Consider the following 14,529-nt stretch of genomic DNA (forward strand, 5'->3'; position numbering starts at 1 on the left):
CTCACCCGCGGAGGGCTACGCCTCCTTGCTCAGGTTCGGCCCGGCACCGCCGGCCGCCTGCTCGATCGGCGGGACGTCGGGCAGAGCCGACTTCTCCTCACCGCGGAAGGTGAAGGTCTGGTTCTCGCCCTCGCCCTCGGTGTCCACGACCACGATGTGACCGGGACGCAGCTCGCCGAAGAGGATCTTCTCCGACAGCGTGTCCTCGACCTCGCGCTGGATGGTGCGACGCAGCGGACGTGCGCCCAGCACCGGGTCGTAGCCCTTCTTGGACAGCAGCTCCTTGGCGGACTGGGAGAGCTCGATGCCCATGTCCCGGTCCTTGAGGCGCTCGTCGACCTTGCCGATCATCAGGTCGACGATCCGCAGGATGTCGGCCTGGCTGAGCTGCGGGAAGACGACCACGTCGTCGACGCGGTTGAGGAACTCGGGCCGGAAGTGCTGCTTGAGCTCGTCCTGGACCTTGTTCTTCATGCGCTCGTAGTTGGTCTTCGTGTCACCCGCGGCGGCGAAGCCGAGGTTGAAGCCCTTGGAGATGTCCCGGGTGCCGAGGTTGGTCGTCATGATGATGACCGTGTTCTTGAAGTCCACGACCCGGCCCTGGGAGTCGGTCAGGCGACCGTCCTCCAGGATCTGCAGCAGCGAGTTGAAGATGTCCGGGTGGGCCTTCTCGACCTCGTCGAAGAGGACGACGGAGAACGGCTTGCGGCGGACCTTCTCGGTCAGCTGGCCGCCCTCTTCGTAGCCCACGTAGCCGGGGGGCGAACCGAAGAGACGCGACACCGTGTGCTTCTCGCTGAACTCCGACATGTCGAGGGAGATCAGCGCGTCCTCGTCACCGAAGAGGAACTCCGCGAGCGCCTTGGACAGCTCGGTCTTACCGACACCGGACGGGCCGGCGAAGATGAACGAGCCACCCGGACGCTTCGGGTCCTTCAGACCGGCACGCGTGCGGCGGATCGCCTTGGACAGCGCCTTGACGGCGTCGACCTGGCCGATGACCCGCTTGTGGAGCTCGTCCTCCATGCGCAGCAGGCGGGACGACTCCTCCTCCGTGAGCTTGAAGACCGGGATGCCCGTCGCCGTGGCGAGGACCTCGGCGATCAGCTCGCCGTCGACCTCGGCGACGACGTCCATGTCGCCGGCCTTCCACTCCTTCTCCCGCTTGGCCTTGGCGGCCAGGAGCTGCTTCTCCTTGTCGCGCAGGGAGGCGGCCTTCTCGAAGTCCTGCGAGTCGATCGCGGACTCCTTGTCGCGGCGGACGCCGGCGATCTTCTCGTCGAACTCGCGCAGGTCCGGCGGCGCGGTCATCCGGCGGATGCGCATCCGGGAGCCGGCCTCGTCGATCAGGTCGATCGCCTTGTCCGGCAGGAAGCGGTCCGAGATGTAGCGGTCGGCGAGCGTCGCCGCCTGGACCAGGGCCTCGTCCGTGATGGAGACGCGGTGGTGCGCCTCGTACCGGTCGCGCAGGCCCTTGAGGATCTCGATCGTGTGCGGCAGCGACGGCTCCGCGACCTGGATCGGCTGGAAGCGGCGCTCGAGGGCCGCGTCCTTCTCCAGGTGCTTGCGGTACTCGTCCAGCGTGGTGGCGCCGATGGTCTGCAGCTCACCACGGGCCAGCATCGGCTTGAGGATGCTCGCGGCGTCGATGGCGCCCTCGGCGGCACCCGCACCGACCAGCGTGTGCAGCTCGTCGATGAACAGGATGATGTCGCCGCGGGTGCGGATCTCCTTGAGGACCTTCTTCAGGCGCTCCTCGAAGTCACCGCGGTAGCGGGAGCCGGCGACCAGCGCACCGAGGTCCAGGGTGTAGAGGTGCTTGTCCTTGAGGGTCTCGGGCACCTCGCCCTTGACGATGGCCTGCGCGAGGCCCTCGACGACGGCGGTCTTGCCGACGCCGGGCTCACCGATGAGCACCGGGTTGTTCTTGGTACGGCGGGACAGCACCTGCATGACCCGCTCGATCTCCTTCTCGCGCCCGATGACCGGGTCGAGCTTGGACTCACGAGCGGCCTGGGTGAGATTCCGGCCGAACTGGTCGAGGACCAGGGACGTGGAGGGCGTGCCCTCGGCGGGACCGCCGGCGGCGGCGGTCTCCTTGCCCTGGTAACCGGAGAGCAGCTGGATGACCTGCTGCCGCACCCGGTTGAGATCGGCACCCAGCTTGACCAGGACCTGGGCGGCGACGCCCTCGCCCTCACGGATCAGGCCGAGCAGGATGTGCTCCGTGCCGATGTAGTTGTGACCGAGCTGGAGGGCCTCGCGGAGCGACAGCTCCAGGACCTTCTTGGCACGGGGGGTGAAGGGGATGTGACCCGACGGGGCCTGCTGGCCCTGCCCGATGATCTCCTCCACCTGCTGGCGGACCGCCTCGAGCGAAATCCCGAGGCTCTCAAGGGCCTTGGCGGCGACACCCTCACCCTCGTGGATCAGGCCCAGGAGGATGTGCTCGGTGCCGATGTAGTTGTGGTTGAGCATCCGGGCTTCTTCCTGAGCCAGGACGACAACCCGCCGCGCGCGGTCGGTGAACCTCTCGAACATCGTTAATCGCTCCTCAGAGCGGTCAGGCAGTAAGGGGAACTTCCCCTCCCTGTCCTTCCGCAGCTTAGTCCCGCAAGCGGGGACCGCTCATTCCAACTGCCGACACCGTCGATGGCCTCCTGACCCCTGACGCCGACATCTGCCACAACCCGATGGTGCGAGACGATGTTCCCGCAGGCCAGGCACTTACCCCACTCACCAGTACGCCGATGGCGAACGTGAGACGGCCCATTCTGCGTATCGCCCCCTCCCACTAGGGATGTCTTACCCGCAGGGACTGACACTCCATGCCGCGCGCACCGGTTCCCTCCGCTACGGGCGAACAACCTTGCGCCTCCCCGCACCCCCACGCGCCCCCACTTCCAGCACTCTGTGCGTTCTTTCCAGTACACAGCGTAACTCCGGCGCTCTTCGGACTGTTGCACGGGGCATGGTCGGCGCCTCGCCCTCGGACTCCTCGGTTCCCACCGTGCCGTGCCCCCGTCACCCGCCGGGGCCGGGCGGCGCGTCTGGGTGGAACGAGGAGCGGGTGCGGTGGTGGTACGAGACCGTGCTCGGCTGGCCGACGGCGCCCGGGACTCCGCTGCGACTGCGCGTCGGCGTCCGCTTCGACGTCCTGGACGTTCCGGCCGCGGCCGGGCACGCGACCCTGGGGCGGCTCGGCACCGCATCGCAGGGCACCGGCCCCGGCTTCCCGGTGGCGGTCCGGGGCGGGCGGATGCTGCTCCTCGTGGCGGCGGGCGGCGCGGACGAGCTGCCGGGACTGCTGGAGTGGCTGGAGTGGGGCTCGCTGGCGCTCGACCTGAGGGCGACCGGCGCGGGCGGTCTCATGGACGCGCCCCCGGCCCCCGTCCCCGGTGCCGCCGGCCCGGTCGGCCTCCCGCCTCGCACCCGGGGTCACGACGACTCACAGGGGGCCGCCGTATGGCTGCGGCCCCCGGAGCCGGGGGGTGAGGCCGAGGCCTCGCTGCCGACGCTGTCGGCCCTGGGGGGCGCTGGGACCGCCCTCGACCTCGCACGGCTGGTCCACACTCTGGCGACGCAGTGCCACCGGCTCCGGCTCTCCCGGCGACGCGTCGGGACGGAGTGTGCGGCGCGGGTCGGGTGATCAGCCGTTGGCCTTCTCGTAGGCCTCGCGAATGATGGCGGGAACGCGGCCGCGGTCGTTGACCTCGTAACCGTTCTCCTTCGCCCAGGCGCGGATCGCCGCGGTGTCCTGGCTGCCGCCGGAGGCAGCACGCGCCTTGCCGCGTCCGCCCGAAGCACGGCCCCCGGTGCGACGACCACCCTTCACGTAAGGCTCGAGAAGGCCGCGGAGCTTGTCCGCATTGTCGGTGGTGAGATCGATCTCGTACGTCTTGCCGTCCAGCGCGAACGTCACGGTCTCGTCTGCCTCGCCACCGTCGAGGTCGTCGACAAGAAGGACCTGAACCTTCTGTGCCACCGGATTTCCTTTCATCGATAACTTGAGGGCCGGAGGTCCGCCGGCATCCGCCGTATCGCCGTCCCTTGTTATATGCAGTACTGCAGTACGCCGGAAAGCAAACCGCTTTTGCCGGGAAAACACAAACCCCCGGCAGGAACCGGTAGCCCGCCTCCGGGCGGGAAAGATGCGCGTTTCGGACATAGGGAACCGGCGCCGGGTCCAAGTCGGTGTCCGCCGGTCTCCGTTCGATGTCGTCTCGATGTCGTCGACGGAATAAACCTGGCGAAGGGTTGCGGATGTCGGCCGGGGCGGCGATCACAGATGCAGAAGCATCCGGCTGTTGCCCAAGGTGTTCGGTTTCACTCGTTCGAGACCCAAGAACTCCGCGACACCCTCGTCATAGGAACGCAGCAGCTCCGCGTACACGTCCGTGTCGACGGGCGTCTCCCCGATCTCCACGAAGCCGTGCTTGGTGAAGAAGTCCACTTCGAAGGTCAGACAGAAAACGCGGCGAACACCGAGCCAGCGTGCCGTCTCCAGCAACTTCTCCAGCAACTGGTGCCCGACGCCGACGCCCTTCAGGCCGGGCTTCACCGCGAGAGTGCGTACTTCCGCGAGGTCTTCCCACATCACGTGCAGGGCACCGCAGCCGACCACCTCGGCGTTGTCGTCGCGTTCCGCGACCCAGAACTCCTGGATGCTCTCGTAAAGCGTCACCATCGCTTTGTCGAGCAGGATGCGGTCACGGACGTACGCGTCGAGGAGCCGGCGTACGTCCGGGACATCGCTGGTGCGGGCCCGCCGGACGGTGATGGCTTTTGACATGGGGGGACGCTATCGCTCGCCCTCGTCCGGTACCGAGCCGGGGTTGGAGGTGGGGGTTTCCGGTCCGCGCACGATGCGGATGGCGTCTCCCAGTGCCTGACGCTGTTCCTCGCTCATCATGCCGAAGAAGGCGATGAGGGCGGCGGTGGGGTTGTCGCTCTGGGACCAGGCGTCGTTCATCAGCGCGGCGGCGTAGGCGGCGCGGGTGGAGACCGCCTCATATCGATAGGCCCGGCCTTCCGCCTCGCGGCGCACCCAGCCCTTCTGATGGAGATTGTCCAAAACGGTCATCACCGTGGTGTAGGCGATCGACCGCTCCTGTTGCAGATCTTCCAGGACTTCTCGAACGGTCACCGGGCGGTTCCACTTCCACACCCTCGTCATGACCGCGTCTTCGAGTTCTCCCAATGGGCGAGGCACGCTTCGAACGATAGTGGGAGATCCCGGCGATGGCGTGCCGGACGTGCGTTTTCGCGGGCAAACGGGCACAAAAAGGGCGTACGGCTCCTTGCGGTGTGCGCGCGGAGTCGTACGCCGGGGTGTGCGTGGGTGGTGCGGTGCCTGGTGCAGCTGCGGCTTGTCAGGCCTCGGGGTGCGCGGACGGCCGGCGGGCGCCCTCCGCTCGCGCGAGGGCGGCGTCCACGGCCGCGTCCTCCTTGGCCTTGTTGGCGCCGCCCTGGGTCTTCACGATCACCCTGATCACGCCGATGAAGAACACGGCCATGACGGCCGGGGGCAGGAGCGCGGAGACGTAGTCCATGGATCCAGGGTAGCCAGGCCGTGTCAGCCGGCCGCGAGGTGGTGCCGGGAGCCGGGGACGGGCGGGGACGGCTTGCGGCGCGGGAAGACCTCGCCCGGGGTCGGGACGGGGCGCTTGGGGGTGGCCGGGTCGGGATGGGGGGCCGGTTTCTCGGCCGGTTTCTGCGGGGGTTTCTTGTCGGGCTGCCGGCCTCCGGGGAGGGCGTGGAGGTGGGGGGTGCGGGCGGCGGGGAGCGTGACCGTGGGCGTCGCGGGCGGCGTGGGTCCGTAGCGGGCCAGGAGGGCGGCCGCGGCGGGGTTGCCGCGCAGGGCGCCGAGGGCGGCCAGGTCGTCCGCGTCCGGGCGGTGTCCGGCGCCCAGCGCCTCGTCCAGGAGCCTGAGGTAGCCGGTGGCGGTGCCGGGGAGGGCGGCGCGGTACCGGGCCAGGTCGGCCACCAGGAAGGCGCGCAGCCGGGCGCTCTCCCGCAGCGCCTCGTCGAGCGACTCCGCGAGGTGGAGGCAGTCCCGGGCCTCCTCGGCCGAGACGGGGCTGGGGTTCAGGGCGAGGGCGAGGGCACGCCGGAGCACACGCAGCTCCTGAGCGCCGAACGCCATGCCGCCGCGGGGTCCGTAGGGCGTGGGCATGGCGGCGACGATACGCGCTAATCAGACAAACTCGGCATAACGGGTGGGTGTGGCGCGGGGTGCCACCCGGATGCGGGGGCCTCCGGCGGTTGGGGCGGGGGTGCGGTGCCCCAGCTGCGGGCAGTCGTGCCTCCCCCAGTGCCTGAACGGCCTGGGAGGTACCCCCCGGGGCGGCACGGGTGGGCGGTGGGGGGGTCCCCTCGTCCGAGCGATGCCGAGAGTGGGGGAGGCACCCCGTCGCGCCGGGCCGCGTCACCCACCCCGGCCCACCTACATGCGGGACACGTTCCGTTCGTACACCAGGCGGAGTCCCATCAGCGTCAGCCACGGCTCGTGTTCGTCGATGACCGAGGACTCGCCCAGGACCATCGGCGCGAGTCCGCCCGTCGCGATGACCGTGACGTCGTCCGGGTCGTCGGCCAGCTCGCGGGACATGCGGTTGACGACCCCGTCGACCTGGCCGGCGAAGCCGTACACGATGCCGGACTGCATCGCCTCCACCGTGTTCTTGCCGATCACGCTGCGCGGGCGCGCGACCTCGATCTTGCGGAGCTGGGCGCCCTTCACGCCGAGCGCCTCGACCGAGATCTCGATGCCGGGGGCGATGACCCCGCCGATGTACTCCCCCCGCGCGCTGACCGCGTCGAACGTCGTCGCCGTGCCGAAGTCCACGACGATCGCCGGGCCGCCGTAGAGCTCCACGGCTGCGACCGCGTTGATGATGCGGTCCGCGCCGACCTCCTTGGGGTGGTCGGTGAGGATCGGGACGCCGGTCTTGACGCCCGGTTCGACCAGGACCGCGGGGACGTCGCCGTAGTAGCGGCGGGTGACCTCGCGCAGTTCGTGCAGGACCGAGGGGACGGTCGCGCAGATGGCGATGCCGTCGATGCCGTCGCCCAGCTCGTCGCCGAGGAGGGGGTGCATGCCCATCAGGCCCTGGAGGAGGACCGCAAGCTCGTCGGCCGTGCGGCGCGAGTCCGTGGAGATGCGCCAGTGTTCGACGATGTCCTCGCCGTCGAAGAGGCCCAGGACGGTGTGGGTGTTGCCTACGTCGATCGTCAGCAGCATGGGTTCTACTCCGCCGCTCGCAGGTCCAGGCCGATGTCCAGGATCGGGGAGCTGTGGGTGAGGGCCCCCACGGCCAGGTAGTCGACGCCCGTGTCGGCGTACGCCTTGGCGTTGGTGAGGGTCAGGCGGCCCGAGGCCTCCAGGGCGGCGCGGCCGGCGACGAGGGACACCGCCTCCTCGCACTCGCCCGGCGTGAAGTTGTCCAGCAGGATCAGGTCCGCGCCCGCGTCGACGACCTCGCGGAGCTGGTGCAGGGTGTCGACCTCGACCTCGATGGGGACGTCGGGGAAGCGCTCGCGGACGGCCTGGAAGGCCGCTGCCACACCGCCGGCGGCCACCACGTGGTTGTCCTTGACCAGGGCCGCGTCCGAGAGGGACATGCGGTGGTTGACGCCGCCGCCGCAGCGGACCGCGAACTTCTCCAGGCCGCGCAGGCCGGGGGTCGTCTTGCGGGTGTCACGGACCTTGGCCTTCGTGCCGTCCAGGACGTCCGCCCACGCGCGCGTGGCCGTCGCGATGCCCGACATGCGGCACAGCAGGTTCAGGGCGCTGCGCTCCGCGGTCAGGATGTCGCGGGTGCGGGTGGTGACGGAGAGGAGCTTCTGGCCCTCCTCGACGCGGTCGCCGTCCTCGACATGGCGTTCCACCTCGAACTCGTCCGTGCAGACGACCGACATCACCGCCTCGGCGACCCTGAGGCCCGCGACCACACCCGCCTCCCGCGCGGTGAAGTCGGCGGTGGCCACGGCGTCCTCGGGGATGGTCGCGACCGTCGTCACGTCCACGCCGCCCGCCAGGTCCTCCTGGATGGCGACGTTCGCGATGTCCTCGACCTCGACCGGGTCGAGTCCCGAGTCCAGCAGGAGTGCCGCGAGTGCGGGGTCGAGGCCGCACTCCATGTACGTCTCTTCGTCGGATTCCGCGCCGCAGGCGCAGCCGTCGCCGCACCCTCCGGCGGAGGCGAGGGGAAGGTCGGGGGTGTTCACTGCTCTCACTGCTCCTGGGGACGCTGCGTCGGCTGGTCGCTGAGGGTGGTCGGGGGGAATTCTGGCGTGTCCGTGGTGTGCACGGCGAGGGAGCGGTCAGGGTTCAGGCGTACGACGATGTGGCGGCGCCAGGCCGTGTCGTCGCGGTCCGGCCGGTCCTCGCGCCAGTGGCAGCCGCGGGTCTCCTCGCGCCGGGCCGCCGCGGCCACCAGGACGCGGGCCACGCACAGGAGGTTGGTGGCCTCCCAGGTGTCGACGCCGGGCTCGGACGTCTTGCCGTTCTCGTGCAGGGCGTCACGGGCCTCGGTGTGGAGGTGGTGGAGGCGGTCGGCCGCCCGGGTGAGGGAGTCCGCCGAGCGCAGGACACCCGCGCCCTCGGTCATGATCCGCTGGATCGCGAGGCGGGCCTCGGGCGGGAGGAGGGGGTGCTCCGGGTGCTCCGGGTGCGTGACGGGTGCCGGCACGCGCGCGTGGAGGTCGCCCTGCACATGGCCGGCCGCCACGTCCGCGGCGATGCGCTCCGCGTAGACCAGGCCTTCGAGGAGGGAGTTGGAGGCCAGGCGGTTGGCGCCGTGCACGCCCGTGCAGGCGACCTCGCCGCACGCGTACAGGCCCGGGACCGTCGTACGGCCGTGGGCGTCGGTGCGGACACCGCCGGAGGCGTAGTGGGCGGCCGGGGCGACCGGGATCGGCTCGGTGACCGGGTCGATGCCGTGCGCACGGCAGGCGGCGAGGATCGTGGGGAAGCGCTGCTCCCACATCGCCGGGCCGAAGTGGCGGGCGTCCAGGTACATGTGCTCGGCGCCGAGCTCCTGCATGCGGCGCGTGATGCCCTTGGCGACGATGTCCCGGGGGGCGAGTTCGGCGAGTTCGTGCCGGCCCTGCATGAAGCGCACGCCGTCGGCGTCCACCAGGTGGGCGCCCTCGCCGCGCACCGCCTCCGAGACCAGGGGCTGCTGGCCCTCGGCGTCCGGGCCGAGGAAGAGGACCGTGGGGTGGAACTGGACGAACTCGAGGTCGCTCACCTCGGCGCCCGCGCGGAGGGCGAGCGCCACGCCGTCGCCCGTGGAGACGGACGGGTTCGTCGTCGCCGAGAAGACCTGGCCCATGCCGCCGGTCGCCAGGACCACGGCGGGGGCGTGGACCGCGCCGACGCCGTCGTGCTGGCCCTCGCCCATGACGTGCAGGGTGACGCCGGCGGTGCGGCCCTCGGCGTCCGTGAGGAGGTCGAGGACGAGGGCGTTCTCGATCGTGCGCATCCCCCGCGCGCGTACCGCCTCCACCAGGGCCCGGGAGATCTCCGCACCCGTGGCGTCGCCGCCGGCGTGGGCGATGCGGCGGCGGTGGTGGCCGCCCTCGCGGGTGAGGGCCAGGCCGCCCTCGGCGGACTCGTCGAAGTGCGCCCCGGTGGCGATGAGGCGGCGTACGGCGTCGGGGCCCTCGGTGACCAGGATGCGCACCGCCTCCTCGTCGCACAGGCCCGCACCGGCGACCAGGGTGTCGTCCAGGTGCTGCTCGGGCGTGTCGCCCTCCCCGAGGGCCGCGGCGATGCCGCCCTGCGCCCAGCGGGTGGAGCCGTCGTCGAGGCGGGCCTTGGTGACGACGACCGTCTTCAGGCCGGCCGCCTCGCAGCGCAGGGCCGCGGTGAGGCCGGCGACGCCGGAGCCGACGACCACCACGTCCGCGGCGATGGCCCAGCCGGGCGCGGGGGCGTGCAGTCGTATGCCTGTGCTGGTCACGAGGCGGCTCCGAAGGTGAGGGGGACGTTGTCGATCAGCCGGGTCGCGCCGACCCGGGCGGCGACGGCGAGGACGGCCTCGCCGGTGTGGTCGTCGTCGACCTCGGTGAAGTCGGACGGGTCGACCAGGGCGAGGTAGTCCAGCTCCAGCGGCGGGTCGAGGCGGGCGGCGTCGTCCAGGACCAGGCGGGCGGCGGCCCGGACGGCGGCGGGGCTGCCCGGGACCGCGTGCGAGACGGCGTGGGCGTCGGCCGCCGCGCGGGACTCGCCCAGCGCGTTGAGCGCCTCCGCGCGCGCGTGGCTGGCGGGCACCACCCGCGCCCGCGCGCGCAGCGCCTCCTGGGCGGCGTGCCGGTCCAGGCCCGCGAACAGGGCCTGGGAGAGCGCGAGGGCCGTGCGGCGCTCCCGGGGCGAGAGGTAGCGGTTGCGGCTGGACAGGGCCAGGCCGTCCTCCTCGCGCACGGTGGGGACGCCGACGATCTCCACGCCGAAGTTCAGGTCACGGACCATGCGGCGGATCAGGGCGAGCTGCTGGGCGTCCTTCTGGCCGTAGAGGGCGAGGTCGGGGCGGGTGAGGTGGAGCAGCTTGGCGACGACGGTGAGCATGCCGTCGAAGTGGCCGGGGCGGGAGGCGCCCTCCAGGCGTTCGCCCATGGGGCCCGCGGTGACGCGGACCTGGGGCTCGCCGCCCGGGTAGACCTCGTCGACGGAGGGGGCGAAGACGGCGTCCGCGCCCGCCTGTCCGGCGATCCTCAGGTCGGCGTCCAGGGTGCGGGGGTAGCGGTCGAGGTCCTCGCCCGCGCCGAACTGCAGCGGGTTGACGAAGACGGTGACCACGACCTCGCCGTCCGGGCCGGCGATCCCGCGCGCGGTGCGGATCAGAGTGGCGTGGCCCTCGTGCAGGGCGCCCATGGTCATCACGACCGCCCGGCGGCCGGGACGCACGCGCGCGTGCAGCTCGTCCGCGGTGTGCAGCAGGGCGGGCTGGGCGGTGGTCATCGGGCGTCTCCCTCGGTGCCGGTCGTGCCGTCGGTGCCATCGGTGCCGCCGGTTCCGGGGGTGCCGCCGGTGGCGCCGGTTCCGGCGGTGGCGTCGGCGAGTACCCCGAGGAGGTCCTCGGCGAGTTCGGGCTTGAGGAGCCCGGAGGCCAGCGCCCGGTCGGCGGTCGCCCGGGCCATCGCCAGGTAGCCGGCCACGGCCTGCGGGGCATGGTCGCGCAGCTCCACGATGTGCGCGGCGACCGTGCCCGCGTCGCCGCGCGCGACGGGGCCGGTGAGGGCCGCGTCGCCGGAGCGCAGGGCGTTGTCGAGGGCGGCGCCCAGCAGCGGGCCGAGCATCCGGTCGGGGGCGCCGACGCCGGCGCCGCGCAGCAGCTCCATGGACTGGGCGACCAGGGTGACCAGGTGGTTGGCGCCGAGCGCGAGGGCCGCGTGGTAGAGCGGGCGCTTGTCCTCGGCGATCCACTCGGGCTCGCCGCCCATCTCGATGACCAGGGCCTCGGCGGCCAGCCGCAGCTCCTCGGGGGCGGTGACGCCGAAGGAGCAGCCCGCCAGGCGCTGGACGTCCACGGGGGTGCCGGTGAAGGTCATCGCCGGGTGCAGGGCCAGCGGCAGGGCACCGGCCCGCAACGCCGGGTCCAGGACCTTCGCGCCGTACCTCCCGGAGGTGTGCACGAGCAACTGGCCCGGCCGTACGGCGCCGGTCTCGGCGAGCCCGGTGACCAGGTCGGGCAGGGCGTCGTCGGGAACGGTCAGCAGCACCAGCTCGGCGTGCTGGAGGACCTCGGCGGGCGCCATGAGCGGCACGTCGGGCAGGAGTGCCGCGGCGCGGCGCCTGGAGGCGTCGGAGACCCCGGAGACGGCCACCGGGCGGTGCCCGGCGAGCTGGAGGGACGCGGCCAGCGCGGGGCCCACGCGTCCGGCGCCGACGACGCCTACGGTGAGCCGCGCGGGACGGTCCTTGGGGTCTGGCTGTGGGGTTGTGTTCACGCGACGGCGGCCTTCCCGTTCCAGTCCGCTCGGGGTACCGGACGATTTCTCGTCATGTTAACGCGATCGGTCCGGGGGACGTCCGGTTGTCCACAGGCTGTGGGTTTCCGTGCGACGGCGGGGCACACCCCCACGCGCGCGTGGGGTCACGTGTCGGAACGTGGGGGAAACCCGGGTGCCCACGGCGGCACCCGGGCGGCATGATCCCCGCATGAGCGATACGGCGGCACAGACGGAGCAGACGGAAGCAGAACAGGTGCAGGAACCGGCAGCCGAGCGGCGCAGGCGGCTCCGTGAGCGCCGCGTGGCCGCCCACCGCGGCGCGCGGCGCGTGCTCGCGAGCCCCGGTTTCAGCACGACCCTGCGCGAGCGCCTCGCCCTGCTGGACGGGGCGGACGAGCTGTACGACCTCGACGAACCGTCCGACCTGTACGGCAACGGCGTCGTGGAGGCCCTGGAGGACAAGGTCGCCGCCCTGCTCGGCACCGAGGCCGCCGCGTTCTTCCCGACCGGCACCATGGCCCAGCAGGTGGCACTGCGCTGCTGGGCGGCCCGCACGGGCAACCCGGTCGTCGCCCTGCACGGGCTCAGCCACCCCGAGAGGCACGAGCGCAACGCCTTCAGCCGGGTCAGCGGGCTGCACCCGGTGCGGGTGACCGACGAGCCCCGGCTGCCGACCGCCGACGAGGTGCGCGACTTCGAGGAGCCGTTCGGGGCGCTGATGCTGGAGCTGCCGCTCAGGGAGGCCGGTTTCGCGCTGCCCACCTGGGAGGAGCTCACCGAGGTCGTCGAGGCCGCCCGGGAACGCGACGCCGTGGTCCACTTCGACGGGGCCCGCCTGTGGGAGTCCACAGTCCACTTCGACCGCCCCCTGGCCGAGATCGCCGGCCTCGCGGACAGCGTGTACGTCTCGTTCTACAAGTCCCTCAAGGGCTACGGCGGTGCCGCCCTGGCCGGCCCCCGGACGCTGGTCGAGGAGGCCAGGGCCTGGCGGCACCGGTACGGCGGTCAGGTGTTCCAGCAGTTCCCCACGGTGCTGTCGGCGCTGGCCGGCCTGGAGCGCGAGCTGCCCAGGCTGCCGGAGTACGTGGCCCACGCGCGCGTGGTGGCCGCCGCGCTGCGGGAGGGCTTCGCGGCGGCCGGGCTGCCGTGGGCGCGGGTGCACCCCGAGGTGCCGCACACCCACGAGTTCCAGGTCTGGCTGCCCTACGACGCCGATGTCGTCGGCGAGGCTGCGGTCCGGCACGGCGAGGAGACCGGGACCCTGCTCTTCTCCCGGGCGTGGGACACACCCGGCCCGGGGATGGCCGTCACCGAGGTCTCGGTGGACGAGGCGGGCCTGGACTGGACGGCCGAGGACGTGAAGGCGGCGGTCGCCGACTTCGCGGCCCGCCTGGAGCGCTGAACGGCGATCGACCGGCGGCGGCGTTGTCAGTGGCGGCGTGCACCATGGGGACATGAGCGTGCGCATCGACATCGCGGGGCTGCGGCCGGAGAGGGTCGCCGTCGTGCCGTCGCCCCTGGCCGAGCTGGGCATGGCCCTGCACGCGCTGTCCGAGCCGGCGCACCACCCGGGCCTGCAGGGCTGGGCGACGGGCGTGACCGCGCGGCTCGACTCGCATCTGGCCGACCGGATGTGCGAGGCCGACTTCCTGTGGCGGACGACGTTCTCGGACCTGTTCATGCCGTTCGCCGGTGTCCCGGGCCGCAGCACACTGCCCGGGGCCACCCTCTCCGAGGACCTGGACCTGCTCGACAAGCTGTCCGACGAGCAGTTCGTGGACGCGGCCCTGGAGTTCACCTGCGCGCTGCCGTACGGCACCGCCGGGGTCTCCGCGCTCACGGACGCGGCGGTGCGCCGGCGCGCGCTGGATCTGGCCGCCGCGCGCGGGCCCCAGCAGCTGCGCTTCAGCGAGCGGTTGCTCGCCGATCCGCCGCGGATCCGGGCCTGGCTCAGGCAGTTCGCGCAGGACTGCGACGAGGCGTTCTTCGCGGAGACCTGGTCCCGGGTGCGCCACCAGCTCGCGGCGGACGCCCGCCTCAAGACCGATCTGCTGCGTCGCAAGGGTCTGGCCGAGGCGCTGACCTCGGTGTCCCCGGCGGTGACGCTGGACGAGGCCGCCGCGCGGATCACGGTCGACAAGCTGGGCGACGGCCGCTCGGCGACGGCGGACGGCGGGCTCCTGCTGGTCCCCACCAGCCTGGGTTGGCCGCACCTCATGGTCCTGCACCGCCACGGCTGGCAGCCGGTGCTGCACTACCCGGTCGGCTCCCCCGAGCCGGCCTCACCGCCCTCGGTCGAGCAGCTCACCCTGCGGATGACCGCGCTGTCCCACCCGGTCCGGATGCGCATCTGCCGCCACCTGGCGCGCAGCGCCTACACCACGAGCGAGCTGGTGCAGGTGCACGGCATGACGGCCCCGGAGATATCCCGCCACCTGGGCGTGCTGAAGAAGGCGGGCCTGATCACCACACGCCGCCGGGGGCGGTACGTCCTGCACCAGCTGGACGTGACGGTGGTCGCCCGGCTGGGCAGCGACTTCCTGGAGGGGATACTCCGCTGACCGCCGCCGG

14 protein-coding genes are annotated in these 14,529 nt (G+C 72.1%); 3 read left to right on the forward strand and 11 right to left on the reverse strand.

The window, feature by feature from the left end; genetic code table 11:
- Window positions 1–15 precede the first annotated feature (15 nt).
- Window positions 16–2,541: an ATP-dependent Clp protease ATP-binding subunit gene (locus ACIGO6_RS12845; protein ID WP_399874978.1), complete on the reverse strand. Its 2,526-nt coding sequence runs from the start codon at window positions 2,539–2,541 to the stop codon at window positions 16–18.
- A gap of 529 nt (window positions 2,542–3,070) precedes the next feature.
- Here ACIGO6_RS12845 and ACIGO6_RS12850 point away from each other — a divergent pair.
- Window positions 3,071–3,649, forward strand: a complete 579-nt coding sequence (locus ACIGO6_RS12850) for an SCO3374 family protein (protein ID WP_399874980.1) — start codon at window positions 3,071–3,073, stop codon at window positions 3,647–3,649.
- Here the strand turns inward: ACIGO6_RS12850 and ACIGO6_RS12855 are convergent, their stop codons facing one another.
- From ACIGO6_RS12855 to ACIGO6_RS12900, 10 genes are all read right to left on the reverse strand, one after another.
- Window positions 3,650–3,985, reverse strand: a complete 336-nt coding sequence (locus tag ACIGO6_RS12855; RefSeq protein WP_399874982.1) for an Lsr2 family protein — start codon at window positions 3,983–3,985, stop codon at window positions 3,650–3,652. It lies immediately after the preceding gene.
- A 297-nt stretch (window positions 3,986–4,282) separates the two neighbouring features.
- Window positions 4,283–4,792 (reverse strand): amino-acid N-acetyltransferase, encoded by a 510-nt coding sequence (locus ACIGO6_RS12860; protein ID WP_399874983.1) that lies wholly within the window; start codon window positions 4,790–4,792, stop codon window positions 4,283–4,285.
- Window positions 4,793–4,801: 9 nt separating this feature from the next.
- The gene (locus ACIGO6_RS12865) at window positions 4,802–5,176 is read right to left on the reverse strand and encodes a BlaI/MecI/CopY family transcriptional regulator (RefSeq protein WP_399875830.1); all 375 of its coding nucleotides are present in this window, start codon (window positions 5,174–5,176) and stop codon (window positions 4,802–4,804) included.
- A 196-nt stretch (window positions 5,177–5,372) separates the two neighbouring features.
- Window positions 5,373–5,552 carry a hypothetical protein gene (locus ACIGO6_RS12870; RefSeq protein ID WP_399874985.1) on the reverse strand — a complete coding sequence of 60 codons (180 nt, stop codon included), beginning with the start codon at window positions 5,550–5,552 and terminating at the stop codon, window positions 5,373–5,375.
- Window positions 5,553–5,575: 23 nt separating this feature from the next.
- Window positions 5,576–6,175: a hypothetical protein gene (locus tag ACIGO6_RS12875; RefSeq protein ID WP_399874987.1), complete on the reverse strand. Its 600-nt coding sequence runs from the start codon at window positions 6,173–6,175 to the stop codon at window positions 5,576–5,578.
- A gap of 270 nt (window positions 6,176–6,445) precedes the next feature.
- The gene (locus ACIGO6_RS12880; protein WP_399874988.1) at window positions 6,446–7,243 is read right to left on the reverse strand and encodes a type III pantothenate kinase; all 798 of its coding nucleotides are present in this window, start codon (window positions 7,241–7,243) and stop codon (window positions 6,446–6,448) included.
- Window positions 7,244–7,248: 5 nt separating this feature from the next.
- Complete coding sequence (gene nadC, locus ACIGO6_RS12885) at window positions 7,249–8,229, reverse strand: carboxylating nicotinate-nucleotide diphosphorylase (RefSeq protein ID WP_399874989.1); 981 nt, start codon at window positions 8,227–8,229, stop codon at window positions 7,249–7,251.
- A 5-nt stretch (window positions 8,230–8,234) separates the two neighbouring features.
- Window positions 8,235–9,968 carry an L-aspartate oxidase gene (locus tag ACIGO6_RS12890; RefSeq protein WP_399874991.1) on the reverse strand — a complete coding sequence of 578 codons (1,734 nt, stop codon included), beginning with the start codon at window positions 9,966–9,968 and terminating at the stop codon, window positions 8,235–8,237.
- Complete coding sequence (gene panC / locus ACIGO6_RS12895) at window positions 9,965–10,966, reverse strand: pantoate--beta-alanine ligase (RefSeq protein ID WP_399874993.1); 1,002 nt, start codon at window positions 10,964–10,966, stop codon at window positions 9,965–9,967. Before panC ends, ACIGO6_RS12890 begins: the two co-directional genes overlap by 4 nt.
- Window positions 10,963–11,955 (reverse strand): Rossmann-like and DUF2520 domain-containing protein, encoded by a 993-nt coding sequence (locus ACIGO6_RS12900; protein ID WP_399874994.1) that lies wholly within the window; start codon window positions 11,953–11,955, stop codon window positions 10,963–10,965. The genes panC and ACIGO6_RS12900 overlap by 4 nt, the downstream gene beginning before the upstream one ends.
- Window positions 11,956–12,166: 211 nt before the next feature.
- Between ACIGO6_RS12900 and ACIGO6_RS12905 the strand changes: the two genes are divergently transcribed.
- Window positions 12,167–13,360: a threonine aldolase family protein gene (locus ACIGO6_RS12905; RefSeq protein WP_399874996.1), complete on the forward strand. Its 1,194-nt coding sequence runs from the start codon at window positions 12,167–12,169 to the stop codon at window positions 13,358–13,360.
- Window positions 13,361–13,412: 52 nt separating this feature from the next.
- The gene (locus ACIGO6_RS12910; RefSeq protein ID WP_399874997.1) at window positions 13,413–14,519 is read left to right on the forward strand and encodes a DUF5937 family protein; all 1,107 of its coding nucleotides are present in this window, start codon (window positions 13,413–13,415) and stop codon (window positions 14,517–14,519) included.
- Window positions 14,520–14,529 lie beyond the last annotated feature (10 nt).

The organism is Streptomyces sp. NPDC053750, from assembly GCF_044544295.1.
Classification (GTDB): Bacteria; Actinomycetota; Actinomycetes; order Streptomycetales; family Streptomycetaceae; genus Streptomyces.